Source organism: Amycolatopsis sp. NPDC049868 (genome assembly GCF_044461365.1).
Lineage (GTDB): Bacteria > Actinomycetota > Actinomycetes > Mycobacteriales > Pseudonocardiaceae > Amycolatopsis.
The window spans coordinates 257,244-280,515 of the sequence record NZ_JBITKV010000012.1 but is presented as its reverse complement, the minus strand read 5'-3'; the positions used below and the strand labels follow the sequence as shown (position 1 = coordinate 280,515).

At 68.0% G+C, this 23,272-nt stretch carries 19 protein-coding genes; 11 read left to right on the top strand and 8 right to left on the bottom strand.

Features of this window, described 5'->3' with window-relative positions; translation table 11 throughout:
* The first annotated feature begins 244 nt into the window (after positions 1 to 244).
* A complete protein-coding gene (locus tag ACIBTM_RS36805) occupies positions 245 to 2,242 on the top strand; it encodes an NB-ARC domain-containing protein (protein WP_395881780.1) in 1,998 nt (665 codons plus the stop codon).
* A gap of 324 nt (positions 2,243 to 2,566) precedes the next feature.
* On the opposite strand, the gene ACIBTM_RS36800 is transcribed toward ACIBTM_RS36805, so the two are convergent.
* Positions 2,567 to 3,784 carry a hypothetical protein gene (locus ACIBTM_RS36800; RefSeq protein ID WP_395881821.1) on the bottom strand — a complete coding sequence of 406 codons (1,218 nt, stop codon included), beginning with the start codon at positions 3,782 to 3,784 and terminating at the stop codon, positions 2,567 to 2,569.
* Positions 3,785 to 4,182: 398 nt separating this feature from the next.
* Here ACIBTM_RS36800 and ACIBTM_RS36795 point away from each other — a divergent pair, with 398 nt between their 5' ends.
* Positions 4,183 to 7,020 carry an ATP-binding protein gene (locus ACIBTM_RS36795; protein WP_395881779.1) on the top strand — a complete coding sequence of 946 codons (2,838 nt, stop codon included), beginning with the start codon at positions 4,183 to 4,185 and terminating at the stop codon, positions 7,018 to 7,020.
* 339 nt (positions 7,021 to 7,359) lie between these two features.
* On the opposite strand, the gene ACIBTM_RS36790 is transcribed toward ACIBTM_RS36795, so the two are convergent.
* Entirely contained in the window at positions 7,360 to 7,578 is a 219-nt protein-coding gene (locus ACIBTM_RS36790) for a helix-turn-helix domain-containing protein (RefSeq protein WP_395881820.1), read from the bottom strand.
* 374 nt (positions 7,579 to 7,952) lie between these two features.
* Between ACIBTM_RS36790 and ACIBTM_RS36785 the strand changes: the two genes are divergently transcribed.
* Entirely contained in the window at positions 7,953 to 9,263 is a 1,311-nt protein-coding gene (locus tag ACIBTM_RS36785) for a lipase family protein (RefSeq protein WP_395881778.1), read from the top strand.
* An 87-nt stretch (positions 9,264 to 9,350) separates the two neighbouring features.
* Complete coding sequence (locus ACIBTM_RS36780; protein ID WP_395881777.1) at positions 9,351 to 9,995, top strand: TetR/AcrR family transcriptional regulator; 645 nt, start codon at positions 9,351 to 9,353, stop codon at positions 9,993 to 9,995.
* Here ACIBTM_RS36780 and ACIBTM_RS36775 read toward each other — a convergent pair.
* From ACIBTM_RS36775 to ACIBTM_RS36765, 3 genes are read right to left on the bottom strand one after another with little or no spacing between them, the layout of a single operon-like run.
* A complete protein-coding gene (locus ACIBTM_RS36775; protein ID WP_395881776.1) occupies positions 9,992 to 10,840 on the bottom strand; it encodes an SDR family NAD(P)-dependent oxidoreductase in 849 nt (282 codons plus the stop codon). The two genes, ACIBTM_RS36780 and ACIBTM_RS36775, sit on opposite strands and share 4 nt — an antisense overlap.
* Entirely contained in the window at positions 10,837 to 11,736 is a 900-nt protein-coding gene (locus ACIBTM_RS36770) for an alpha/beta fold hydrolase (protein WP_395881775.1), read from the bottom strand. The genes ACIBTM_RS36775 and ACIBTM_RS36770 overlap by 4 nt, the downstream gene beginning before the upstream one ends.
* Positions 11,733 to 13,226 (bottom strand): flavin-containing monooxygenase, encoded by a 1,494-nt coding sequence (locus ACIBTM_RS36765; protein ID WP_395881774.1) that lies wholly within the window; start codon positions 13,224 to 13,226, stop codon positions 11,733 to 11,735. Before ACIBTM_RS36765 ends, ACIBTM_RS36770 begins: the two co-directional genes overlap by 4 nt.
* An 89-nt stretch (positions 13,227 to 13,315) precedes the next feature.
* Between ACIBTM_RS36765 and ACIBTM_RS36760 the strand changes: the two genes are divergently transcribed.
* The 5 genes from ACIBTM_RS36760 (at position 13,316) to ACIBTM_RS36740 (ending at position 18,514) form a co-directional block, all read left to right on the top strand.
* On the top strand, positions 13,316 to 14,560 hold the full coding sequence (locus ACIBTM_RS36760; protein ID WP_395881773.1) for a PucR family transcriptional regulator: 1,245 nt from the start codon (positions 13,316 to 13,318) through the stop codon (positions 14,558 to 14,560).
* A 36-nt stretch (positions 14,561 to 14,596) separates the two neighbouring features.
* The gene (locus ACIBTM_RS36755) at positions 14,597 to 15,376 is read left to right on the top strand and encodes an isocitrate lyase/phosphoenolpyruvate mutase family protein (protein ID WP_395881772.1); all 780 of its coding nucleotides are present in this window, start codon (positions 14,597 to 14,599) and stop codon (positions 15,374 to 15,376) included.
* Between the two features lie 34 nt (positions 15,377 to 15,410).
* Positions 15,411 to 16,025 (top strand): DUF2238 domain-containing protein, encoded by a 615-nt coding sequence (locus ACIBTM_RS36750; RefSeq protein ID WP_395881771.1) that lies wholly within the window; start codon positions 15,411 to 15,413, stop codon positions 16,023 to 16,025.
* A 42-nt stretch (positions 16,026 to 16,067) separates the two neighbouring features.
* Positions 16,068 to 17,465, top strand: a complete 1,398-nt coding sequence (locus ACIBTM_RS36745; RefSeq protein WP_395881770.1) for an amino acid permease — start codon at positions 16,068 to 16,070, stop codon at positions 17,463 to 17,465.
* Between the two features lie 314 nt (positions 17,466 to 17,779).
* The gene (locus ACIBTM_RS36740) at positions 17,780 to 18,514 is read left to right on the top strand and encodes a hypothetical protein (RefSeq protein ID WP_395881769.1); all 735 of its coding nucleotides are present in this window, start codon (positions 17,780 to 17,782) and stop codon (positions 18,512 to 18,514) included.
* Between the two features lie 100 nt (positions 18,515 to 18,614).
* On the opposite strand, the gene ACIBTM_RS36735 is transcribed toward ACIBTM_RS36740, so the two are convergent.
* Complete coding sequence (locus tag ACIBTM_RS36735; RefSeq protein WP_395881819.1) at positions 18,615 to 18,953, bottom strand: YybH family protein; 339 nt, start codon at positions 18,951 to 18,953, stop codon at positions 18,615 to 18,617.
* Between the two features lie 77 nt (positions 18,954 to 19,030).
* On the opposite strand from ACIBTM_RS36735, the gene ACIBTM_RS36730 reads away from it, so the two are divergent.
* Positions 19,031 to 20,005: a helix-turn-helix transcriptional regulator gene (locus ACIBTM_RS36730; protein WP_395881768.1), complete on the top strand. Its 975-nt coding sequence runs from the start codon at positions 19,031 to 19,033 to the stop codon at positions 20,003 to 20,005.
* A 51-nt stretch (positions 20,006 to 20,056) separates the two neighbouring features.
* Positions 20,057 to 22,489, top strand: coding sequence for an ATP-binding protein (locus ACIBTM_RS36725; RefSeq protein WP_395881767.1), 2,433 nt, complete (start codon positions 20,057 to 20,059; stop codon positions 22,487 to 22,489).
* An 8-nt stretch (positions 22,490 to 22,497) separates the two neighbouring features.
* Here the strand turns inward: ACIBTM_RS36725 and ACIBTM_RS36720 are convergent, their stop codons facing one another.
* Positions 22,498 to 22,755: a hypothetical protein gene (locus ACIBTM_RS36720; RefSeq protein ID WP_395881766.1), complete on the bottom strand. Its 258-nt coding sequence runs from the start codon at positions 22,753 to 22,755 to the stop codon at positions 22,498 to 22,500.
* A 65-nt stretch (positions 22,756 to 22,820) separates the two neighbouring features.
* Positions 22,821 to 23,261 (bottom strand): hypothetical protein, encoded by a 441-nt coding sequence (locus tag ACIBTM_RS36715; protein WP_395881765.1) that lies wholly within the window; start codon positions 23,259 to 23,261, stop codon positions 22,821 to 22,823.
* Between the last annotated feature and the right edge of the window lie 11 nt (positions 23,262 to 23,272).

Sequence of the window (23,272 nt, the reverse complement as noted above, 5' to 3'; positions counted from 1 at the left end):
TGGAAATTATCTGTCTATTGTGGACTTCCTGAACTTTCCGGGCTACGAGCATCGAAACGCCCGTGCGGACGCACGTGCACCCATTCGTCTGTTCGTGTATTAATTGACCCACAATTCATCCCGCGCAACCGCATTATTGGAGACACTGGATAGTCGGAGACCAAACGGGGGGACACCGCATGGACTACGTGGGACGGCGTTCGCAACAGCCGGAAGCAGTCTGGAATAGCGGTGGGGTCGGACGATGACCGCCCCGGCCGACCTCGGAGTTCCCGCGGATCGGCCTTGGCAGATCCCCGCCGCACCGGCTGTGTTCGAAGCACGGGAGCGGTTCACCGCCGAGCTCGACCTGATCTGGCGCGAAGGCACCGGACGTCGGCTGGTGGTCGTGAGCGGGGTGGGCGGAGTCGGCAAATCCTCGCTGGCCCTGGATTGGCTCGAGCGCAAGGCGGACGAGTTTCCCCACGGCATCCTCTACAGCGACCTCGGTGGAGCCCGCGAGCAACCACCGGAAGATCCCGGCGAAGTCCTGCACGGATTCCTCACGGCACTCGGAACCTCTCCGGCGGAGATCCCGACGAGCCTCGACCAGCGCGCGGCGACGTTCCGCACGGTCACCGCCGCGCGACGGATGGCGATGCTACTCGACGACGCCGCGTCCGTCGCCCAGGTCCGCCCGCTTCTGCCCGCGGGCCAGGCGACGGTCGTCCTCGTCACCAGCCGGTGGCGGCTGACCGATCTGGGTATCGACGGGGCACAGTTCGTCGATCTCCCGCCCCTCACCGATGCTCAGGCACGGACGCTGTTCGAGCGGTATACCGGAACCGAACGCCTCCAGGCCGATCCCCCCGCCGCCACGGAAATCGTGTCGTCGTGCGGCGGGCTCCCGCTCGCCCTCTCGGTGGCGGCGGCCCGTCTCAGAACCCGACCGCGGCGAACACTTGCCCGTGAGGCCGCCGCCTACTCGCGGTGGACGTCGACGGGCGGCAGATCCGCGGACAAGGCGCTTTCCTTGAACGCGATCTTCGAAGTCGTCTACGAAGGGCTACCGCAGAGCGCGGCCCGCGTCTACCTGGCGTGCGGAGTGCACCCCGGGCCTTTCGTGTCCACCGAGCCCTTGGCCGCCGCGCTGGAGCGTCCGGTCGGTTCAGTCGAGGACGATGTCGACGAATTGATCGAAGCGAACCTTTTGACCGAAGCCGGTGAAGACCGCTTCGTCCAGCACATGGTGTTGCACAGTGATGCGCGTGCCCGCGCCTCCACGGCCTTGCCGATCGACGAGCGGGAACGGCTCGGCCGGTCGTTCGCCGGCTGGTACCTCGACCGGGTGCTGGCCGCCGACGAGGCGATCCATCCGCATCGGACCCGGTACGCCACTCGCGCACGGCGGTCGAAAGATTTCGTCGAGCGCGCCGACGGGCTCGCCTGGTGGCGCGAACACCAGTCCGTGATCCGCGCCGTGTTCAGCGAGGCGGCGGAGCACGACTGGGACGACATCGTGTGGCAGTTCTGCGAGGGATCGTGGGGTTTCTTCCTGCACCACCGGGACTATCAGCCGTGGATCGCGATGAACGAGCGGGGCGTACTGGCCGCGACGCGGGCCGACCTGCCCTTGGTGCAGGCGCGGCTCAGATCCCAACTCGGCTACGCCTATGCCAAGCTCGGCTGGTACGACAAGGCCGCCGAAGAGAACCTGGTCGCGCTTCGCCTAGGACAGCAAGAGAATCACGGCTCCACTCAGGCGACCGCGCTCTCCCAGCTGGGCAGATCCGCACGAGGACGAGGAGATCTCGAAGGCGCCCTTGACTTCTACCGTCAGGCGGCCGATCTCCAGGAGCGACTGGGCATTCCCCGCGGGGTCGCGTTGTGCCGCCGCCGGCAGGGTGAAGTGCTCGCCAAACTCGGCCGGTACAGCGAAGCCATGATCGAGCTGACCGCTGCGGCGACCGTGATGGCCGAGCTCGGCGATGCCGCCCAGCACGCTCGATCCGTCATGGCGCTCGCCGCCATCCAAGCCGACGAAGGTCGCACCGAAGACGCGATCGTCAGGTTGACCGAGTCACTGCGGACAGTCCGAACACTTGATTCCCCTTACTACACCGCCGAAATCCTGACCGCTCTCGGTCGTGTCGAGTTCCAGTGCGGCCGAGAGCAGGAAGCCACCGGCCACCTCGCCGAAGCTCGGGCTCTCTACCGCGAGCTGGGCCATACCCACACGCTCGGCGACGGAACTCAGTCGTGAGCTCCAATCCCCTTGGTCGCGTCGGCGTGGTTTCGCCGCCATCACCGCCGTCCTCGTCCGGCCGGCGATGACGCAGCCGTGCGGGTGGACCACGATCACGGCGGTCGCACCGGGGTACCCACCCAACGCCGCCTCGGCGGTCGCCTGAGCCTGATCGGCCGTCTGCCCGTCCCGCAGGAGCAACATGTCCCCTGCCGTCGCCCAGGCGTTCGGCACACAATCGACCGCGACGGCGAGGACATCGCCGTCACGACCGTTGATCCGCAGGCGAAGGCGGGCCACCCCCAGCGCGAGGCTGTGGACGGCGTACACGATGCCCATGGCTCACTCCTCTATCGGCAGGGGAACGGGCAGCATCGAGACTTCCGGCGGGCACTCCGGCTCCGGCAGGCCCAGTAGTCGATACATGGCCGACCGCAGGATGCTGGCCGCTTGGCCCGGCCTGGAGCTGATCGCCGCCCCGACGATCGAGGAAAGGCGCTCCCGACGCCGCATCGCCTCGTCCTCCTGAGCGGGTAGCGGCCCCGTCTTCAGGGCCGGAGCGTTCTCCCTGACGAGATCGGCGATGCTTCCGGGGCGCAGCCGGTCGCCTGGCTCGGCGGCCATGGTGACCGGGCGCCCGATGGCGGCGGCGTACGCGGTGGTCGAACCGTGGTCACCGATCACCCAGTCCGAGGCGATCATGGTCGCCTGCCAGCCGTGATCCGGCGGGATCAGTCGCAGCCCGGCCTCGACGCAGTCGGAGAGCCAGGCCGTCACCTGCCTGCGTCCGTGGACGGTCCATACGTTGGGGTGCAGCACCGCCGCGACCGAATATCGTGACGCGGGCAAAGCGTCGAGAACCGCCTTGCAGAGGTTCGGGAACCGGCCGAAGATCGAGTCGGTCGACCACGTCGAGCTGATCGTCACCAATCGCTGGCGCGGCTTCACCCCGAGCGCCCGCCGGTAGTGTTCGCGGAACCGGCTGCCGTCGGTCATCCGGTCCAGGCAGATGTCGCCTGCCACCACGGCGACGGGCAGCGCTTCCGGACACAGCGACCCGAGCGCCGCCCGCTCCTCCTCGGTGCCCAGTACGAGGACCGAGGGAAGGATCCGGCCGCGATAGGTCAGGAGTTCACGATCGAGGCCCGTGGCGGGCAGCACCGGTGTCTCCGCCTTACGGCTGTACAAGTACGACTTCATCGTCCCGGCTCCGTGCCCGACCAGCAGGATCGGTCCCCGGATCTGTTCGAGATGGCGATGGCTGGCCGCCAGGACGAGGTCGAACGTGTGGTGGACAGCCTGCCCCCACGGCATGAGCAACCCGTGCTGTGCGCGGACGAATTCCTCCACCCCCAGCCACTGGTCCGTGGTGTGCGGAACGGTGAACACCACCTGGACCCGGTGGTCCGATTCAAGCAACGGAACGATGTCCAGCAACCGCGTGCCCGCGGTCACCGTCGGGACGGTCACGAGTGCCGTCCGGCATCCCGCCAGCGTCACCCGCGCCTCCGCGCCCGTCCCGACCGGACCCCGGATCCACATCTCCCTGCTCACGAGCAACCCCTCTCGGCCGTCGAATGTGAGAGCGAGAGTGACCGGTCCACCTGACATCAACCTTTCGTACCGCGGTTGACGAACCTGACAATGGATCACTCCTCGGGCGATCCACACTGGTCACGCTGGTTCGAAACCAAAAAGAATGTGAAACTGGTAAGTGAGGCGAGGGGCGGCAGCGACACTGCCGAAGGGAAGGGGCTGTCATGGAAGTTGCCTTCGGAGTTCTCGGGCAGACTACAGTGCGAATGCACGGGAATTTGGCCGTGAATTGGGGGCGGCCACGTGAACAGGGCATCCTCGCCGCCTTGTTGACGCGTCCCGGAAGACGCCTTTCCATCGAAAACGTAGTCGAATGGGTTTGGGACGAGCGAGAACAACGTCCACGCGACCCACGGGCTACGATGTACCAATATGTCACCCGTCTTCGCCAGCTTTTCCGGGAGACGCGCGCACCCGCGACACTGGTCACCGCGAACGGCCGCTACACCCTCGATGTCGACCCGTCGTTGATCGACTACGTCGCCTTCCGCAAGACGATGAAGGACGCCAGGTCGTTCGGCGACAGCGCCGAGCACCGGCGCGCATGCGAGGCCGCGGCGGAGGCTGTGGGACTGTGGCGGGAACATCCGCTGGCCGATCTCACGACCAGACCCGCGGAAGACTGGCGCACGTCGTTCGTCAACTCGGATTGGATACCCGCGAACACTTTCCTGCTCAACGAACTGATCGTTACCGGACAATCGGTCGCCGCCCTTCAACGGCTGGACGAACTCGATCGCGACCATCCCGACGAACTGAGCTTCGCCAAACTCCGCCTACAGGCGTTGAAATCCGCAGGACGCCACGGGGAAATCAACGCAATCTACCTGAGAAGGTATCGAGCGTTCCGCGACGACGGCGACGAGCAGGCCGCCGACGAGCTCCGAAAGTTCCATAGCGAACTCACGGATTCGATTCCGGCAGCTCTCCGGATCACAACCGGAACAACAGACAGAAAACCAGAGAAAGTCAAGGAAAGCGTCGTACGGCCGCGACGGTTGCCGCGCGACATCGATCGTTTCGTGGGCCGCGAGGAAGTCCTGACGAAGCTCGACTCCTTGACCATCGACACCACCGGGGCTCCACTGGCGACGATCGTCTGCGTGACCGGGCCGCCCGGCGTCGGCAAGACGACGACCATCGGACATTGGGCCCACCGCGCCGCGGAGCGGTTCGCCAACGGCGTGATCATGCTCGATCTACACGGATTCAGCCGGACTCCGCGTCTGGAAGCCACCGATGTCGTCGATGCCCTGCTTTCGGCGTTCGACTTCCCCGTCGACCGGATCGTCAGCCCTGCCGGGCGGATGGCGAAACTGGCCACGATCCTCTCCCGGAGACCCTCGCTCGTCGTGCTGGACAACGTGGAGAACTTCGCCCATGTCCAGCCCCTGCTGGACATGCTGGCCCCGTGCACGGTGATTCTCACGTCCCGGCGTCGCATGACCCCGCTGACAGCTCTGCACAACGTCCCCTCGGTCGCGCTCGAGCCGTTGTCTCCCGCCGAGTCGTGCGAGCTGCTGGCGCACCGCATGCGTAACCGCGGACAGCACGAACCCGAAGTCCTCGAGGCGCTCGCCCGGTCGTGTGACCGCATTCCACTCGCCTTGAGCATCGTGGCCGATCGCGCGGCCACTCGAGGCGGACTACGCCTGCGCACCCTGGCCGACCAGCTCAAGGACGCGGAAACCCTTCTGACGATCGGCGACGACGGCGACGGAATCCATCTACAGGCCGCCTATTCGTGGTCCTACAACCTACTCGAAGAGACCGAGCGGCGCATGTTCCGCCTGCTCGGTCTGCACCCTGGCACGGAGATGAGCCCGGCGGCTCTCGCCTCGGCAGGCGCGATCAGCGTTCCATCCGCACGAAGGTCGCTCGACGCGCTGTTCGCCGCGCACCTGATCCAGCACCCCGGCGATCTGGATCGATATCGCATGCACGACATCCTGCACCGCTACGCGGCGACTCTCGCGGACCGTGAAAACGACGGAGACGAGCCCCGAAAGCGACTACTGTCTTTCTACTTGCACACGGCCTTCAACGCGCACGCGACGGTGCACCCACACAAACCGCGGCCACCGATGATCCCGCCCGAACCCGGCACCGCGCCGTTGGACTTCGATTCCCCTTCCGCCGCTCGGCAATGGTGTTTGAACGAGCGGAGCAACCTCAACGCACTGGTCGAGCACGCCCATCACCACGGCCTCCACGAGTACGCCTGGCGAATCCCCCATGTCACCAGCGATATCTACGACCGGTACGGCTTCTACGACGACATCGTGAACGGGTTGACGATCGCCGCCCGGTCGGCCGCCGCCGCCGGAGAGCCGGAGGCCGAGGCGAGCACTCTCAACGACCTCGGCCAGGTCCACATGCTCCTCGGGAACGACGAGACGGCGGATCGCTTCCTCAAAACCGCGTACGACCTCGTCCGCCGTCAAGGGGATGATTTCGGCAGGCTCGCCGTTCTCCTGAACATGGCCCGGCGCCACCACCACGCGGGCCGCGCGGAAGAGGCACTCACACGGTATCGCGAGTGCCTCGCGTTGGCGCACGTCGTACGCGACCCCGGCCATCTCGGCACCGCGGAGCACAGGTTGGGCGACGCTTTCCAGGAGGTGGGCGAGCACGAAACCGCCGTCGAACACTACCGGCGCGCGCTGGGTCTTCGCAGGGAAACGGGCGACACCTCCGGGCAGATGGTCGTCCACACGGCTTTGGCGAGTGTCTTGACCCAGTTGGGTCGATACGACGAAGCCGCTCTTCACGGCAATAAGGCCCTGCTAATGGCCGACGAAATCCACCATCTGCCGGCGACCATGAAGCTGTATACCGTTCTCGCGCGCCTCGCACATGCACAACTCAAAGACCGCGAGGCCCTTCAATACGCCGACCACGCCGTCGACCTCGCTCTGCGCACCAACAATGCCACCGGACAAGCCCGGGCCCTCGCGACGCTGGGCAATATTCTCGCGGACCGGGGAAACACCCCTGACGCCCGTGAAGTCCTGGAGCGCGCTGCAGGGCTCTACCGTGACCGGGGGCGCCACTTCAAGGCGGCCGAAATCGAGCCGAGGATCGCCGAACTCGGCAAGGAACCGCTTACCATCCCAGCCGCCAGACGAAGAGGCGACGAGGACACGGTCGCTATGCTGCCGCCGTCCCGGCAGCTCGATGAAAATCACTCAAAGCGGTGATCCTTGCGGGGTCGCAGAAGGGCAGCGAGCGTCCGCCTTCCGGCTGAAACCGCAGCTGAGCGCGCGGTGCCCGGCCCCACGGACAGTAGAGCGTGTCGGCAAAGTGGGCAAGCCAGCGCCTCGGGTCGTTGACGCGCTCCCCGCACCGCTCTAGGTTTGACATATCCGAGATGATTGAACCACTGGAGCTCGGATACGCATCTCCCGAATCCCCAAGGAGCACCTTGAAGAAGTACCTGGCGTCCGCGCCCGCACTGACCCTGCTGTTCGTCACCACGGTCGCGCTGACGAACCTCGACTGGTGGCGGACGTACTGATCCGATGTAGCCAGGCGGAGAACTAGGCGGGCCCACCACGTTCGACCCCCTGGGCCCCGCCACCCTTGGGTCTCAGCTGAACTCCGTTCTGCAGCAGCATCCTTCGGGCGACCCCGAAACTCAGCCCGAATCTCTTCGCCACATCGTGAATGTTCGCCCCATCGAGATAAGCCTGAACCAGACCAGGTGGGGCCGACGGAGTCGTCGGCCCCACCTGTCTCAGCGTCACACCCGCCGCCATGAGTGCGGCCCGCGCCTTGTAGTAGGTCATTCCAAAACGCGCAGCCAGTTGCGTGATCGTGGCGCCGTCTTCATATGCTCGAACAAGATCGGCGTCACCCTCGAGTTCGCGATCCCCTCCGCGGGTGTCGGAATCGCCCGGGTCCGTCATGGCAAGGCCACCACCCCACTCTTGGCACGACCGCGTCTTCCCACAGTCGTACGTGCGCGCCGTCAAATCCAGCCCCCAACCGGTGTTCTCTTGCTCACGTCCCCTCTCCGCGGCGAGATCAAGAGCGTGACAAAAAATCATGTACGTCTCTGTACATCACAGGTTACCGGCTGGTAGGTTCCAGGAATCCAAACGTGATCCACTTCATGATTCAAAGGGGAGTCATGACCCGAAAGCCCGCTCGCCTGCTGGCCGTCGCGATCGCCATCATCGTCGGTTTCGCCGCCGCGCCAGCCGCTTCCGCCGCCCCCGCCACCGATCCGTTCTACAGCTACGACGGCGGCGAACCGTTGTCGTCGTACAGCCCCGGGACCGTGCTGAAGACCCGGACGCTCAATTACCACGTCCTCGGCATTTCCACGCCGCTCAAGGTGACCCAGTTGCTCTACCGGTCCACCGACGCGCAGGGGAAGCCGTCCGCCAACGTCACCTCGGTGCTGCGCAGCCTCACCGGCGACAGCACCAAAGCCGTTTCGTATCAATCGTTCTACGATTCGCTCAATCCCGAGCACGGCCCGTCGAGGGCGATCGCCGGTGACGTTTCGCTCGGCGGCCTCATCGCCAACGCCGAGTCGCTGTTCATCGCGCCCGCGCTGTTGCTGGGCTACAACGTCGTCATCCCCGACACCGAAGGCCAGAAGGCGAATTTCGCCGCCGGGCCGGAATACGGGACGAACACCCTCGATTCCATCCGCGCCGCGACCAGGTCGCCGGGGACGGGAATGAACGACAAGACCCGGTTCGGGCTCATCGGCTATTCGGGCGGTGCCATCGCGACCGGCTGGGCGGCCGCGCTCGCGCCGGATTACGCGCCCGAGGTCAACAAGAACCTCGTCGGGTTCACCGAAGGCGGAGTGCTCGTCAAGCCGTCGCACAATCTCAAATACGTCAACGGCAGCGTCGCGTGGACCGGAGTCATCCCGATGGCGCTCATCGGGGTCTCGCGGTCCTTCGACATCGATCTCAAGCCGTACGCGAATTCGTACGGGCTCCAGGTGCTCAAGGACATGGAGAAGGCGTCGATCGTCGACGCGCTCGGCCGTTATCCCGGGCTGACGTGGGAGAAATTCGTCAAGCCCGAGTACACGAACCCGAACAAGGTGCTGCCGTACGTCGAGGCCGTGAACAAGATCAACCTCGGCTCCGCGCCGACGCCCACCGTGCCCGGCTACATCGCGCAGGGCAACAACGGTGCCGTAGAAGGCACTTTCGGCAACCCACCGGGGATCGGCACCGGTGACGGCGTGATGGTCGCCGGCGACGTGCGCTCGCTCGCCCGGCAGTACTGCGACACCGGCAACAAGTCGATCAAGTACGACCAGTACAACCTGCTGAGCCACGTCGGGGCGGCCGTCGCCTGGGCGCCGCAGGCCATCGGCTGGCTCAACGACCGGTTCGCGGGCAAGACCGCGCCGTCCAGCTGCGGGAAGATCGCGCCCGGCAACTCCCTTGCCCCGGAGGTGCCGGTCAGCTGACCGCCCGGTCCGTGAAGGCCTCCTTCCCAACTCTGAGAGTAGGGAAGGAGGCCTTCACGGATTTCCGCGACCGGTACGGTGCCGCACGTGACCGAGCACCGCAAGCTGCCGAAGGGGCCGCACAACCTCAGCCGCGACGAGGTCGCCGGAACCCAGCGGGCCCGGCTGATCGACGCGGTACTGGAGAACACCGGCGCACACGGCTACGTCGCCACCACCGTCGGCCACATCACCGCCACGGCGGGCGTGTCACGGACCTCGTTCTACGAGCAGTTCACCGGCAAACAGGACGCGTTCCTCGCCGCCTACCGCGAGATCACCACCGAGTTCATCACGCAGGGCGTCGCCGCGGGCGCCGAGGCCGCGACCCCGCTGGACGCCGTCGCCGTCTGCTGCGATTTCCTCGTCGACTACGTGCATCGACGGCCGACCGCCGTCCGCGCCGCACTGCTGGAGATCTACGCGCTCGGCGACGCGGGGCTCGAAGCGCGGGAGAAGACCTTGCGCGCCGGGGAGGCCGTCTTCGACCGGACGGCGGAATGGCTGCGCGCCACCGACCCCGCGCTGCCGTCACCGCCGCCGTTCACCGCGCGGACGGTCGTCGCCGCCACCATCGAGCTGATCACACAGGCCATCTGGATAGGCACCGAAGACGCTTACGAACAGGCGCGCGAAGCCGTCCGCTACACCTGGCTGCTCGGCCTGTTCGGGCACCGGAGCGTCGAGGGCTAGCGGGCGAGGCGCCGCCGTTCGAAGTCGACGATCAGTTTCGGATACCGCCGCGGGAGCAACCGGACGAGCCGGTCGACCAGTTTCGCGTCGTTTCCGACGAGCACACGCGGTTTCCCCGCCTCGACCCCGTCGACGATGATGCGGGCGGCCTGATCCGCCGGCATCTTCAGCAGCTTTTCGTTGTACACCCGGACGCGTTCCCGCTGTTCGGCGGTGGGCTCGATGCCGCGGGCCTCGGCTTCCTTCAACGCCGCCGAGGCGATGCCGGTCTTGACGCCGCCCGGGTGGACGATCGTGACCCGCACCGGATGCCTGCCCGCGATCATCTCGGTGCGCAGCGCCTCGGTGAACCCGCGGACGCCGAACTTGCTGGCACAGTAGGCGCTGAGCTTCGGCTGGGCCATGAAACCGTTGAGGCTGGAGATGTTCACGACCTGGCCGTCGCCGGAGTCGATCAAATGCGGCAAGAAGGCCTTGGTGCCGTTGATGACGCCGAAGAGGTTGACCGCGAGGGTGCGGTCGTACAGTTCCCATTCGGCGTCGAGCACGGTCTGCCCGCCGCCCGCGATCCCCGCGTTGTTGTAGATCTGGTGCACCACACCGAACTGCCCGGCGACGGTGGCCGCGTACTCCCGCACGGCCACCCGGTCGCTGACGTCCAGCGTGGCGCCCTGCACTTCCGCGCCCAAGGCCTTGACCTCGGCGACGGTCTCGGCCAGCCCGCTTTCGTCCACATCGGACACGGCGAGCCGTGCGCCGCGCCGCGCGAGTTCGAGGGCCAGCTGACGGCCGATGCCGGAACCGGCGCCGGTGACGACGGCGACCTTGCCACGAACGCCGCTCATCGGGTTTCTCCTGCCGGGTCGAGGGCCACTTCGGCGGTGAGCTCGACGAGCCGGTCGACGAGATCCGGGGCGATGTGATGCCCCATGCCGGGGACTTCGACGTAACGGGCACCGCTGATGGCCTTCGCCGTCGCGCGCCCGCCGCTGTGGTGGACCATGCGGTCGATGTCGCCGTGGACCACGACCGTCGGGCAGGTGATGCGGGCGAGTTCGGCGGTGCGGTCGCCGCTGGCCTGGATCGCGCCGATCTGGCGGGCGATACCGCTGCGGGCGCGCCGTCCCCCGGCTCGTTCCCACAGTCCCTCGGCCCAGGCCGTTTCGACGTCCTTGTCCAGCGGGAACGTGGCCGAACCGAGATGCCCCATCAGCGACAGGTGCCCGGTCACGGATTCCTCGACCGTCTGGGCGGGCCGCCGCGCCATGCGCACCAACGTCGACTTCGCCGGCTGCCCGACCCGGCGATGGCCGGTGGTGGAGAAGATCGACGTCAGCGACAGGACCCGGCCGGGGTTCCGGGCGGCGACGGTCTGGGCGATCATGCCGCCCATCGACATACCGGCCAGATGTGTCTTCCCGATGCCCAGGTGGTCCAGCAGGCCGACGGTGTCCGCCGCCATGTCGCCCAGGTCGTACGCGCCGGGCAGCGGCTTGGCCAGCAGCTGCCGGAGCTTGCCGGGGTTCGGCGCCTTGATGCGATCCGAGCAGCCCGCGTCCCGGTTGTCGAACCGGATGACACGGAAGCCGCGGCCGGTGAACCCCTCGATCATCGGCCGCGGCCACGACGTGAGGTCCAGGCCGAGGCCGGCGATCAGCACCAGCGGCACACCGTCGGCGGGGCCGTCCTCGCGATAGCAGAGCCGCGGGCCGCCGGGCAGGTCGGCGAAGCTGTCGGTCACGAGCCCACCGCCTCACGGACCTTGGCGCGGGAGAAGTGCAGCTCGGGATCGGTGATGTCCTCGGCGCGCAGCAGTTTGATGTCCGAGTGGTAGCTCATCGACGTCAGCCACGGCATGCGGTCGCCCTGACGCGGGAGCTGGTCGAGCGCGCGCTGGACGTATCCGGCGGCGAAGTCCAGGAACGGCTTCGTCGGCATGTCCGGATCGGCGAGGACGGGACGGCAGACGTCGTAGCCGTGGGTGTCCATATGGGTCAGCAGACGGCAGAAGTGCTCGCACAGCAGGCCGATCTTGAGCGTCCACGACGAGTTCGTGTAGCCGATCGCGAACGCGGCGTTGGGCACGCCGGAGAGCATCATTCCCTTGTACGCGACGGTTTCCGGCAGGATCACCGGTTTCCCGTCGACACTCAGCGCCGCCCCGCCGAACACCTGGAGGTTCAGGCCGGTGGCGGTGACGATGATGTCCGCCTCCAGCTCGCGCCCGGATTCGAGCAGGACACCCTTCTCGGTGAAGGTCGCGATCTTGTCGGTGACGACGTCCGCCTGCCCCTTGCGGATCGCGGCGAACAGGTCGCCGCCGGGCACGGCGCACAGCCGCTGGTCCCACGGGTCGTACGGCGGGTTGAAATGCTCGTCGACCGGATAGCCCTTGGGAAGCTGCTTCTTGTTGACATACCGGATGAGCCCGCGGGCGGTCTTCGGGAACTTCTGGCAGAACTGCCAGACCGCGAGCCCCTTGCGGATGTTCTTGCGGCGGGTGAGCGCGTACGCCCGCTCGTCGCCGAGGATCTTGCGCAGCCCGTTCGCGATCTTGTCCTCGCGCGGCACCGGCATGACGTAGGTCGGGGTGCGCTGCAGCATCGTCACGTGCGCCGCGGTGCCCGCCATCGCCGGGATCAGGGTGACCGCGGTGGCGCCGCTGCCGATCACGACGACACGTTTGCCCGCGTAGTCGAGGTCCTCCGGCCAGTGCTGCGGATGCACGATCTCGCCGGCGAAGCGGTCACGGCCCTCGAAGTGCGGGGTGAAGCCCTCGTCGTAGCGGTAGTAGCCGCCCGCGTTGAACAGCCAGCCCGCGCTGAGGCGGGTGCGCTCGCCGGTGTCGGTCCGCTCGATCTCCAGCAGCCAGCGCGCCTCGTCACTCGACCAGGCGGCCGAGAGCAGCTTGTGGTGGTAGCGGATGCTGGGCTCGATCCCGTTCTCGGTGATCGTCTCGCGCAGGTACGACAGGATCCGGGGTGCGTCGGCGATGGACTGCTTGTCCCGCCAAGGCTTGAACTCGTAGCCGAAGGTGTGGAGGTCGGAGTCGGAGCGGATGCCCGGGTAGCGGAACAGGTCCCAGGTGCCGCCGGACGTGCCGCGGGCCTCCAGGATGGCGAACGTCTTGCCCGGGTTCTCGGTCTTCAGGTAGCGCGCGGCCCCGATCCCGGAAATCCCGGCACCGATGATGACCACGTCGAGGTGCTCGACGGGTGTGCTCGTCGTCATGCGGTACTCCAGCCTCGTCTCGGTTCTCTCCACGATGCGGGGCGGGCGGGGATTTGCGCTAGCACTATCTGCACCATCATGATGGCCGGATGGTGCAAAGTGCCGCATCGCCGTGGCCGACCCTGTCCCCCGAGGCACGTGACCTCTTCCGGCAGGGCGCGGAGATCGTGCTGCATCCTCGCGCCGAATGGATCGAGGAGCTGCACGAGGCCTCCCTCGGCGGGGACAGCATGCGCGCGGTCGCCGAGGACCCCGTGCTCACCGAGGGGACCAAACGCGCGAATCTGGCGAATCTGCTGCACTGGGCGGCCGCCAACGTGCAGCGTCCCGGCGAACGCGTCTCCGCCAACCTGAACCAGGAGGTGCTCGACGGCGCCCGCGACATGGTGCGCCGCGGCTTCGACTCCGGCGGCCTCGACGCCTACCGGCGGGCGCAGGGCGTGGCCTGGCGCCGGTGGATCGAGATCTGTTTCGACCTCACGTCGGATCCGGTCCTGCTCCGCGAACTGCTCGACGTCTCGTCGCTGTCCATCACCACGTTCATCGAGGACACCGTCGCCGCCGTGTCGCAACGCATGGCCGCCGAACGCACGGAGCTGACCCGCGGCGCCCACGCCGAACGGCGGGCGACGGTCACGCTGCTGCTGGAAGGCGCGCCCATCAGCCGGTCGCGTGCCGAAGCCCAGCTCGGCTACCCGCTCGCCGGCCCGCATACGGCCGCGATCGTCTGGAGCGGCTCGGCCACCCCGTCGTCCCAGCAGCTCGAAACCGCCGCGGAAACGCTCATGCGGGCCAGCGGCGCTTCACACCGGCTGACCGTCGTCGCCAGCGCCGCCGCGTTGTGGGTCTGGCTGCCCGGCCGGACGCCGCCGCGCACGGACCTGCTCGCCGAAGACCTCGCGCCGCACGCGGACGTCCGGATCGCGCTGGGCCGGCCCGGCAGCGGGATCGACGGCTTCCGCCGCAGCCACCTGGACGCCGCCGCCACCCAGCGGATGCTCGCCCGGCTCACCTCGCCGCAGCAGATCGCGCGCTACCAGGATATCCAGCTGCTCGCGCTGCTCACCGGCGATCCGGCGCAGGCGGGCGAGTTCATCGCGGACACCCTCGGCGAACTCCGGCACGCCGACGCCGAAACCCGGGAGACCGTCCGGACCTACGTGCACGAACTGGGCAACACGACGCGGACCGCGGAACGGCTCTACACCCACCGCAACACCGTCGTCCGGCGGCTGGCGCGGGCCGACGAACTGCTCCCCCGGCCGTTGGCGGAGAACGCGGTGGACGTGGCTGTGGCGCTGGAAACGCTGCGGTGGCTGGGAAGCGGCGCGTGAGACACGAACCGACGACTCGGGCACTAGATTGAAGACATGGTTTCCAACGCCGAGAAGGCCACGCGGCTGCAGGAGTTGCACGCCGCCCCCGAACTGCTGCTCGTCGTCAACGTCTGGGACGCGATCACCGCGAAGGTCGTCGCCGAAACCCCTGGCACACAAGCGCTCGCCACTCCGAGTCACGGCATCGCCGCCGCCCGCGGCTACCCCGACGGCGAGGTGATCCCCCGCGACGAGATGATCGCCGAGGTCGCCCTCATCGTCCGGACCGCGGGTGACCTGCCCGTCACCGCCGACCTGGAAGCCGGCTACGGCGACCCGGGCGGCACGGTCGCCCGCGCGATCGAGGCCGGCGCGGTCGGCTGCAACCTCGAAGACCAGATGAAACCGCTGGCCGAGTCGGTCAAGGCCGTCGAGGCCGCGGTCGCCGCCGCCCAGTCCGCCGGTATCGACTTCGTGCTCAACGCGCGCACCGACGCCTTCCTCCGGGCGGGCGACCGTGACCCCGAGGAGGTGCTGGCCGACGCGATCACCCGGGGCCGCGCGTACCTGGACGCGGGCGCGTCGAACGTCTTCGTGCCCGGCAAACTCGACGAGACCCAGGTCGGCAGGCTGGTCGAGGCGCTGGGCGAGCGCAAGGTGAACCTGATCGGCGTCCCGGGCTCGATCTCGCTGGCCACCGCGCAGAAGCTCGGCGTCTCCCGGGTGTCCTACGGGCCGTTCAGCCAGAACGTCGCGCTCACCGCGCTGGCGAAGCTCGCCGAGGACGTCTACGCCGGCGGCGGCCTGCCCGCCGACATGCGCAAGCTGAACTGAGCGAGCCGGAACCTGTCGACGTAGGGTCCCTCCCATGGTGCGCGGTGTCGGCCGGACGGAAGGGACCCTGCTGGCCGGCGCGGTACTCGCGGTACTCGTGGCGACCGGCGTCCAGGCGAAATCCCCCGGCACCTGGCTGCTGGAAGTCGTCTGGGTGCTGATCGGGCTGCCGCTGGTGATGGCGCTGCGCAAACGCTTTCCCTTGACCCGCTTGCTCTGCTGGCTGCTGGTGCTGCACGCGTTCGTGCTGTGTTACGGCGGGCAGTACACCTACGCCGAGACCCCGGCCGGCGAGTGGGTGCAGGACTGGCTGGGCACCCAGCGGAACAACTACGACCGGTTCGCCCACTTCGTCCAGGGTTTCGTCCCCGCGATCGCCGTCCGCGAGGTGCTGCTGCGGCGGACACCGCTGCGTCCCGGCGGCTGGGTCGCGTTCCTGACCGTCTGTGTCTGCCTGTCGATCGCCGCCGGCTTCGAATTCGTGGAGTGGTCCAGCGCACTCCTCGCCGGTTCCGGCGCGGACGACTTCCTGGGCACCCAAGGGGATGTCTGGGACACCCAATGGGACATGTTCCTCTGCCTGTGCGGCGCGGTGCTCTCTTTGCTGGTCTGGCGCAGGACGCATGACCGGCAACTCACCGGGCGATAGCCGGGCCCGAGGGCCTCCGAGGCGGCAGATACGGTCGTCGTCATGAATTTGCGAGCCGCGGCGGTGCGGCGTAAACCGGTCGCCGACCTGGTCACCGAAAGTGATCACGGCACGCTGAAGCGCTCCCTCGGCCTCGGGCAGCTGACCATGCTCAGCATCGGCGCCACACTGGGCAGCGGGATCTTCGTCGTACTCGGCGAAGCGGTGCCCGTGGCCGGTCCCGCGGTCGTGCTGTCGTTCGTGCTCGCCGGTGTCACCGCGCTGTTCTCGGCGCTCTCCTACGCCGAACTCGCCGGAATGATCCCGGTGTCCGGTTCGTCCTACTCCTACGCGTACGCCACACTCGGCGAGCTGGTCGCCTGGGTCTGCGGCTGGTGCCTGGTGCTGGAGTACGGCGTCTCGGTGGCGTCGGTCGCCGTCGGCTGGGGGCAGTACCTCAACGAACTGCTGCGGCTGACGTTCGGTTTCGCCATCCCCGACGCGCTGAGCCAGCCGCCGGGGTCGGGCGGGATCGTCAACGTCCCGGCCATCGTCGTCGTGCTGCTCGCCATGTTCCTGTTGCTGTCCGGCGCGAAGGAGAGCGCGCGGGCCAACGCGATCATGGTCGTGATCAAGGTCGGCACGCTGGTGCTGTTCTGCGCGATCGCGTTCTCGGCGGTGCGGGCGGCGAATTTCACCCCGTTCCTGCCGCTCGGACTGGCCGGGCTGAGCGCCGGCGCCGCGAAACTGTTCTTCTCCTACATCGGTTTCGACGCGGCGTCCACGGCGGGCGAGGAGGCGAAGAACCCGCAGCGTGACCTGCCGCGGGCGATCCTGCTCTCGCTCGCCATCGTCACCGTGCTGTACTGCCTGGTCGCCGTGGCCGCGGTCGGCGCGCTGCCGTGGCAGGAGTTCGACGGCCAGGAAGCCGCGCTCTCGCATGTGCTCGGCGTCGTGGCGGGCAACCCGTTGTGGGCCGGGCTGCTCGCCGTCGGCGCGATCGTCGCGATCTCCAGCGTCGTGCTGACCGTCCTCTACGGACAGACGCGCATCCTGTTCGCGATGTCCCGCGACGGCCTGGTGCCCGCCTCGCTGTCCAAAGTGGATCCCCAAAGCGGCACGCCCCGGATCAACACACTGGTGGTGTCCGGTTTCGTCGCGGCACTGGCCGCGTTCATCCCGCTCGGGAAGCTGGCCGACGCCACCAGCATCGGCACGCTCTTCGCCTTCGGGCTGGTGAACGTCGCCGTGCTGCTGCTGCGGCGCCGTCAGCCGGATGCGCCGCGCTCGTTCCGGGTGCCGTTCTCCCCCGTCACGCCGATCCTCGGGGTGCTGTGCTGCGGCTACATGATGCTCAGCCTCGACGGCGCCACCTGGATCGTCTTCGCCGGCTGGATGGCGCTCGGCCTTCTCATCTACTTTGGTTACAGCATGCGCCGATCAAGGCTGGCCGCGGTATAGCCCGTTCGCCGCCATAATTCCTAGCCTGTCCAGCCGCAGTACCGGCCGGATCATTGAAGTGACGGTGATCGATAGGGGACACTTCCGTCCGACCACGGAAAACCCTACCGTGAACCGAGGAATTCATGCGCCGAAATCGCATTACCGTGCTGACCGCGTGCCTCGTCCTGTCCCTCTCCCCATTCCCCGTCTCCGCCGCCGCTCAAGAGACGGCGGCTCCCTTCTGTTACGAAGAACCCGTACAACCGAAAGCCGATGTAAGTGACATAAAGGCCGGTTTCCAGTCCACGAAGTGGTTGCAGACGATCCAGGCCGTGTACAAGCGGCGCTGGCCCAGCGGCGAAGCCCTCGCGATCGCCCAGGCCAAGGACAAGTACTTCAGCCAGTTCGTGAACAAGACCAGCTTCAACGCGCTCGCCGAGTCCCTGATGGTGGCGATCCACGAAGAGACCCACATGTGGGATCTGGATCCGTCGAGAACCTCGTGGGACGTGTACGTCTCCGCCTGGATCGACGCTTCCCGCAAGGCGATGAAGGTCCCGATCCACGGCGGATTCCCCCGCCGCGAAATACTGCCGCTGATCACGGACGATCTCACGCGTTCGATGGACGACATCTACCTGCGCGACCAGCAGCAGGGGTCGTACCGGATCCAAGGCGTCATCGCGGAACTCAACGCCGGGCTCATGGGATTGCCCGCGGCGACCGTCGTCGCCGAGTACATCCAAGGAGTGGGTGCGAGCAATTCCCGCGACATCGCGGCCACGAACCTGCGCTACCTCCAGCTGTACCTGCGCGTCGCCAAGACGAAGCATCCCGATTACTGGGCCAAGATCAAGGCCCAGCCCGAATTACGCGAATTCGTGCTCATCGAGTTCCTTCGGACGGCCTACTGGCTGGATCAATCCGCGCCCCACGCCGCCAAACTCGGCAGTGCGAACGTGGCCAAGATCGTCGCCAAGAACTACGCCCCGGAGAACATCGCGATCATCGAGGAGTTCACCGGTGCCAAGGTGAACACGGGCACGGCCAGGAACTGCACGGCCTGACCGGTCCACGGCCCGCCGGTCCGATCTGGGCGGGTCGCGAAAGCCACTTTCGAGACCTTCAATGTCCCGAAAGTGGCTTTCGCGACACCCCCGTCTTCCCCTACGGCACGAACACCGGCTGGTCCAGCGCCCAGAGCCAGGATCCGTCCGGCTGACGGCGGGCGACCTCGACGGTCGTCTCACCGGTGGTCAGCGTGGACGCCGTGAGCGCGAGGTCCCCGCCCGCCAGCGCCGGGTGCTGCCTGCCCGGCAGGAGTTCCGGCGCGGCCGCGACGAACTCCTCGTACACCTTGCGGATCTCCGCGTGCCCCTTCGCGATGTTGCCCGGCGGGAACGCCAGTACCGCGTCCGGTTCGTACAACGCCACCAGCCCGTCGACATCGCCCGCGTTGCCTCGTTCGATGAAGAACCTGCCCAGATCGTTCGGCTCAGTGGCCACAGTCCTGCTTGTCATGGAGATCAGCCTCGCAGCGAATACACGACATCCTGTGTCGTGTATTCCGCTAGAGTTTTCGCGTGCGCGCCGACCGGCTGGTCTCCTTGGTGTTGCTGTTGCGGCACCGGGGCAGGCTGTCCGCGACCACGCTCGCCCGCGAGCTGGAGGTCTCCACCCGCACCGTGCTGCGCGACATCGAAGCGTTGTCGGCGGCGGGTGTCCCGGTGTACGCCGAACGCGGCAGGCACGGCGGTTTCGCGTTGCTGCCCGGCTTCCAGACGGAACTCACCGGGCTGAACCACGACGAGGCGCTCGCGCTGCTGATCGCGGGATCCCGGCGTGGCGCGCAGGCGTTCGGCCTCGGTTCCGCGCTCGCCTCGGCCATGCTCAAGGTGATCGACGCGCTGCCGGAGGGGCAGCGGGACACCGCGGCGGGTGCCGCCCGGCGGCTGCTCATCGATCCGGAGACCGATCTCCTCTCGCGCCGGGTGGTCGCCGAGGAGGTACCCGACGCCATCGTCGCCGAGGTCCGGCGCGCGGTGTTCGCCGGGCACAAGCTGCGCATTCACTACGCGGCCTCGGGGCAGGCACCGCGGTGGCGCACGGTGGACCCGATCGGCCTGGTCACCGTCCGGGATCAGGGTTACCTGCTGGCCACGAGGTCCGGCGAGGACCGCACTTACCGGCTGTCCCGGCTGCGGGCCGCCGAGGAACTCCCCGAACCCGCGGAACGAGCGGAGCGGGTCGATCTGGACCGGACCTGGCAGGAACGCGGCACGCGGTTCCGGACCGGCGGGGACCAGGTCGCGGTCGAGGTGCGGGTGGATCCGGCACGGCGAGACCAGCTGGTGGACACCGCGCTGGCCGTCCTCACGGAGGAAACCGACGAGGACGGCAGACTGCGGCTGGAGGTGACCTTCCAGGACGCGCGGCACGCCGAATGGGCGTTGTGGCAGCTCGCCGCGGACGCGGAAGCCCTTGCCCCGCCTTGGATACGCGTTTCCCTTCGTGACCGGGCCGAGGCGATCGCCACCCGGTACGGGACGCCGTCCTGACAGCGGCAAGGTCGAGTTGATCCCGCTGGGTGGGCATGGATAATTCGGCCCATGACGAACGCCGCCTTGGGAAGGGCAGCCACGACTTTCAAGTCGCTGCTGAAGGGCTACCGCGTTCGCGCCGAGCTCACGCAGGAGGAGCTCGCCGAGGGGTCCGGGGTGAGTGTCCGGGCCATCAGCGACATGGAGCGCGGGATCGCCAAGAGCCCGCAACGCCGGACGATCGAAGCACTCGCCGCGCCGCTGTCCCTGACCGACGAGGAGCTGACCGGCCTGCAGAAGGCCGCGAGGCTCGGCCGCGCTCAGCCGGCCCCCGCTCCCGCGCCGGCCGGGATCTACGGAGCACCGTTGATCGGTCTGCTGCCGACGGACGTCGACGACCTCACCGGGCGTGAACGTGATCTCGACGCGTTGCGCGCGCTTTCCGCCGATCTGGGCGACGGCCGCCGCCGTTCGGGGCGGGTCGCCATCCTGAGCGGGCCTCCCGGAACCGGCAAGACCACCCTCGCGGTCCGCGTGGCGCACAACCTCGCCGACGAGTTCCCCGACGGCAGGCTCTTCCTGAAGCTGCGCGGCATGTCCGCCGAGCCGGCGAACCCGGCGGACGTGCTGCATCTGATCCTGCGCTCGCTGGGCGTCGACGCCGTCCGCATCCCGGCCGACCCCGACGACCGGGCGAGCCTGTGCCGCTCCCTCCTGCTGGACCGGGCCACCTTGATCGTCCTGGACGACGCGGCCGACGAAGCCCAGGTGCGGCCGCTGCTGGTCGGCGGGCCGCGGTGTCTCACCCTGATCACCGGCCGCCAGATGCTGGTCGGGCTGGAAGGCGCGAGCAGGCTCCCCCTCGACGTGTTCGGCGAGGACGACGCCGTCGCCTTGCTGTCGACCATCATCGGGGCGGGCCGGATCGCGCGGGAGCGGCAGGCGGCGCTCGAACTGGTCGCCTTGTGCGGACGGCTGCCGCTGGCGCTGCGTATCGCGGGCAACCGGCTGGCGAGCCGTCCGACGTGGCCGCTGTCGCGCCTGGTGGATCAGCTCCGGGACCGCAGCAGACGGCTGACCACGCTGACCGCCGGAGACCTCGACGTGCGCAGCGTGTTCGAACTGTCGTACCGCCAGCTCAGCCCGAACGCCGCCGCGGTGTTCCGGCGGCTGTCGCTCGTCCCGTCGGCGGACTTCTCGGTGGGGGCCGCGATGACGCTCGTCGAAGCCTCCGACGAGGACGACGCCGCCGTCTACCTGGAGGAACTGGCCGACGCGAGCCTGCTGCAGACGTCACAGGAGAACGGCCGGTACCAGTTCCACGACCTCCTGCGGGTGTTCGCGACCGAACGGCTGGCCAGGGAGGAAACCCCCGGCGTCGTCGAGGCGGCGGAGAACCGGCTGGCCGATTGGCTGGTGCGCACCGCGACGGCGGCGGGTCGCTACTTCCATCCGACCGACGGGATCAGCCCGCTCCCGGTCGCGACGCCGTCGTTCGGCGATCCCCCCGGAGCGGGCAGATGGCTGGAGATCGAACTGGAGAACTGGCTCGCCGCGGTCAAAAGCCTCGCTGCTCGCGGTGACCACCGCCAGGTCCTCGATCTGGCCGAAGCCATGCACTGGTACTCGGAGATCGGCGGGAACGCGAGTACCTGGTACGACGTGTTCGAACTCGCCGTGAATTCGGCCATCGCGATCGGCAGCCGGCGGGACGAGGCGGTCCACCGGAACTATCTGTCCTGGGTGCTGGCGACGCTGTGCGATCAGGCGGAAGAGTCCGCCAAGATGACCGAGCAGGCTTGGGACGCCGCGGTGGAGGCGGGCGACCGTCGCGAACAGGGCTGGGCCCGGGTGTACCTGACCAACGCCCAAGCCCGCGACGACGCCCGCACCACGCCGCCCGAGCTGTTCGACGAAGCGACGCGCCTGTTCGAAGAGGCGGGCTATCCGCTCGGAGTCCACGTGGCCAGGACGATGCGGGCTTCGTACTGGCACCGGAACGGCCGGTTCGACGACGCCGCCGAAGAGTTCGACGTCTGTGTCCGCTACTTCTCGCAGGAACACGGCGGCTCGCGCACTCCCGTGGACGACACCAACTACGCGTACATGCTGCTGCGTTCGGCCCAGAACCTGGCCGCGCTCGACTCGTTCGATCGGGCACTCGCCCAGTGCGAGACGGCACTCGGCCTGTTCCGCCTGCACGGCGCGGCCATGGGCCAGGCTCGCGCGCTCCAGCAGACCGGACGGTTCCTGCGCCGCCGGGGCGACCACGCGAACGCGCGCCGCCGCCTGTCCGAGGCCGAGGGACTCTACGAGCGCATCGGGCTGACACAGGCTCAGATCGACACGCTCTGCGACAGGGCGGCGCTGTCGGAGGAGATGGGCGATCCGGCCTCGGCCCGTGCCGACCGGGAACGCGCGATGGGTCTCTGCGATCGGCTCGGCCGGTCCGAAGGCAGCAAGCTCCGGGAAATGCTGGCCGAACATCTCAACGCCTCCTAGCCCGCCGGTCAGGCCGAGGTGCGGGTGAGTTCCTCCCAGGTGATGTGCCCGAGCAGGACGTCCTGGATGGTGTAGCGGGGCGCGGGTTCGAATTCGGCGATGACTTCCGATCCGCGTGCCCTGGGCAGCCCGGCCGCCGCGGCGATCCGGCCGCCGAGTTCACCCGCGTCCAGGTCACGGATGTCGTCGCGGGAGACGTAGACGGCCACCATGTCCTCTTCGGACCGGGCGGGGCGACCGTGGAAACCCTGGATTCGTAGCGACACGTCAACTCCTTGGTGTTGAGCGGTTTCTGCGATTCTGGAATCAGTAAACGGCACTCGTGTCCCGCTCACCATGAACAACCACCAGCAGAACGACCGGAAGGAAAGTCCTCGGTGGCCGGTGGTTCGAGCACGAAACCGGCGGCGCGCCGGACGACGTCGGAAGGCACCGGCCCCGCCGACGGCCCCTGCGCCCTGAGGTGGCCGAGCAGACCCGGCTCCGGCGCCAGCCCGTGGTGCTCCAGGTAGTAGGTGACGGCGTCGGTCCAGATCCACGTCCCGTCGGTGAGGAAATTCGACGGCACGGCCGCGGTCCGGTCCCGGTCGACGACGTCGTCCAGCAAGGACGGCGTGCTCAGGACCGGTGTGCCACTGGCCAGGTACGCGACGAGCGCCCGCAGTTCCGCCGGGTCCTCGATCCGCGGATGGCCGGGCTCGAATCCCGGGCCCGTTTCGGGGTGGACGACGTCGAACACCCTGGCGAGGGTGAACTCTTCCACTGCGGTCACCGGGTACCTCC

Bases quoted from the DNA above. Each gene is read 5' to 3' on its own strand.
- ACIBTM_RS36805 (WP_395881780.1), top strand. From the start codon at position 245: ATGACCGCCCCGGCCGACCTCGGAGTTCCCGCGGATCGGCCTTGGCAG.
- ACIBTM_RS36795 (WP_395881779.1), top strand. From the start codon at position 4,183: ATGTACCAATATGTCACCCGTCTTCGCCAGCTTTTCCGGGAGACGCGC.
- ACIBTM_RS36790 (WP_395881820.1), bottom strand. From the start codon at position 7,578: ATGGCGGCGGGTGTGACGCTGAGACAGGTGGGGCCGACGACTCCGTCG.
- ACIBTM_RS36785 (WP_395881778.1), top strand. From the start codon at position 7,953: ATGACCCGAAAGCCCGCTCGCCTGCTGGCCGTCGCGATCGCCATCATC.
- ACIBTM_RS36775 (WP_395881776.1), bottom strand. From the start codon at position 10,840: ATGAGCGGCGTTCGTGGCAAGGTCGCCGTCGTCACCGGCGCCGGTTCC.
- ACIBTM_RS36765 (WP_395881774.1), bottom strand. From the start codon at position 13,226: ATGACGACGAGCACACCCGTCGAGCACCTCGACGTGGTCATCATCGGT.
- ACIBTM_RS36760 (WP_395881773.1), top strand. From the start codon at position 13,316: ATGGTGCAAAGTGCCGCATCGCCGTGGCCGACCCTGTCCCCCGAGGCA.
- ACIBTM_RS36755 (WP_395881772.1), top strand. From the start codon at position 14,597: ATGGTTTCCAACGCCGAGAAGGCCACGCGGCTGCAGGAGTTGCACGCC.
- ACIBTM_RS36750 (WP_395881771.1), top strand. From the start codon at position 15,411: ATGGTGCGCGGTGTCGGCCGGACGGAAGGGACCCTGCTGGCCGGCGCG.
- ACIBTM_RS36745 (WP_395881770.1), top strand. From the start codon at position 16,068: ATGAATTTGCGAGCCGCGGCGGTGCGGCGTAAACCGGTCGCCGACCTG.
- ACIBTM_RS36725 (WP_395881767.1), top strand. From the start codon at position 20,057: ATGACGAACGCCGCCTTGGGAAGGGCAGCCACGACTTTCAAGTCGCTG.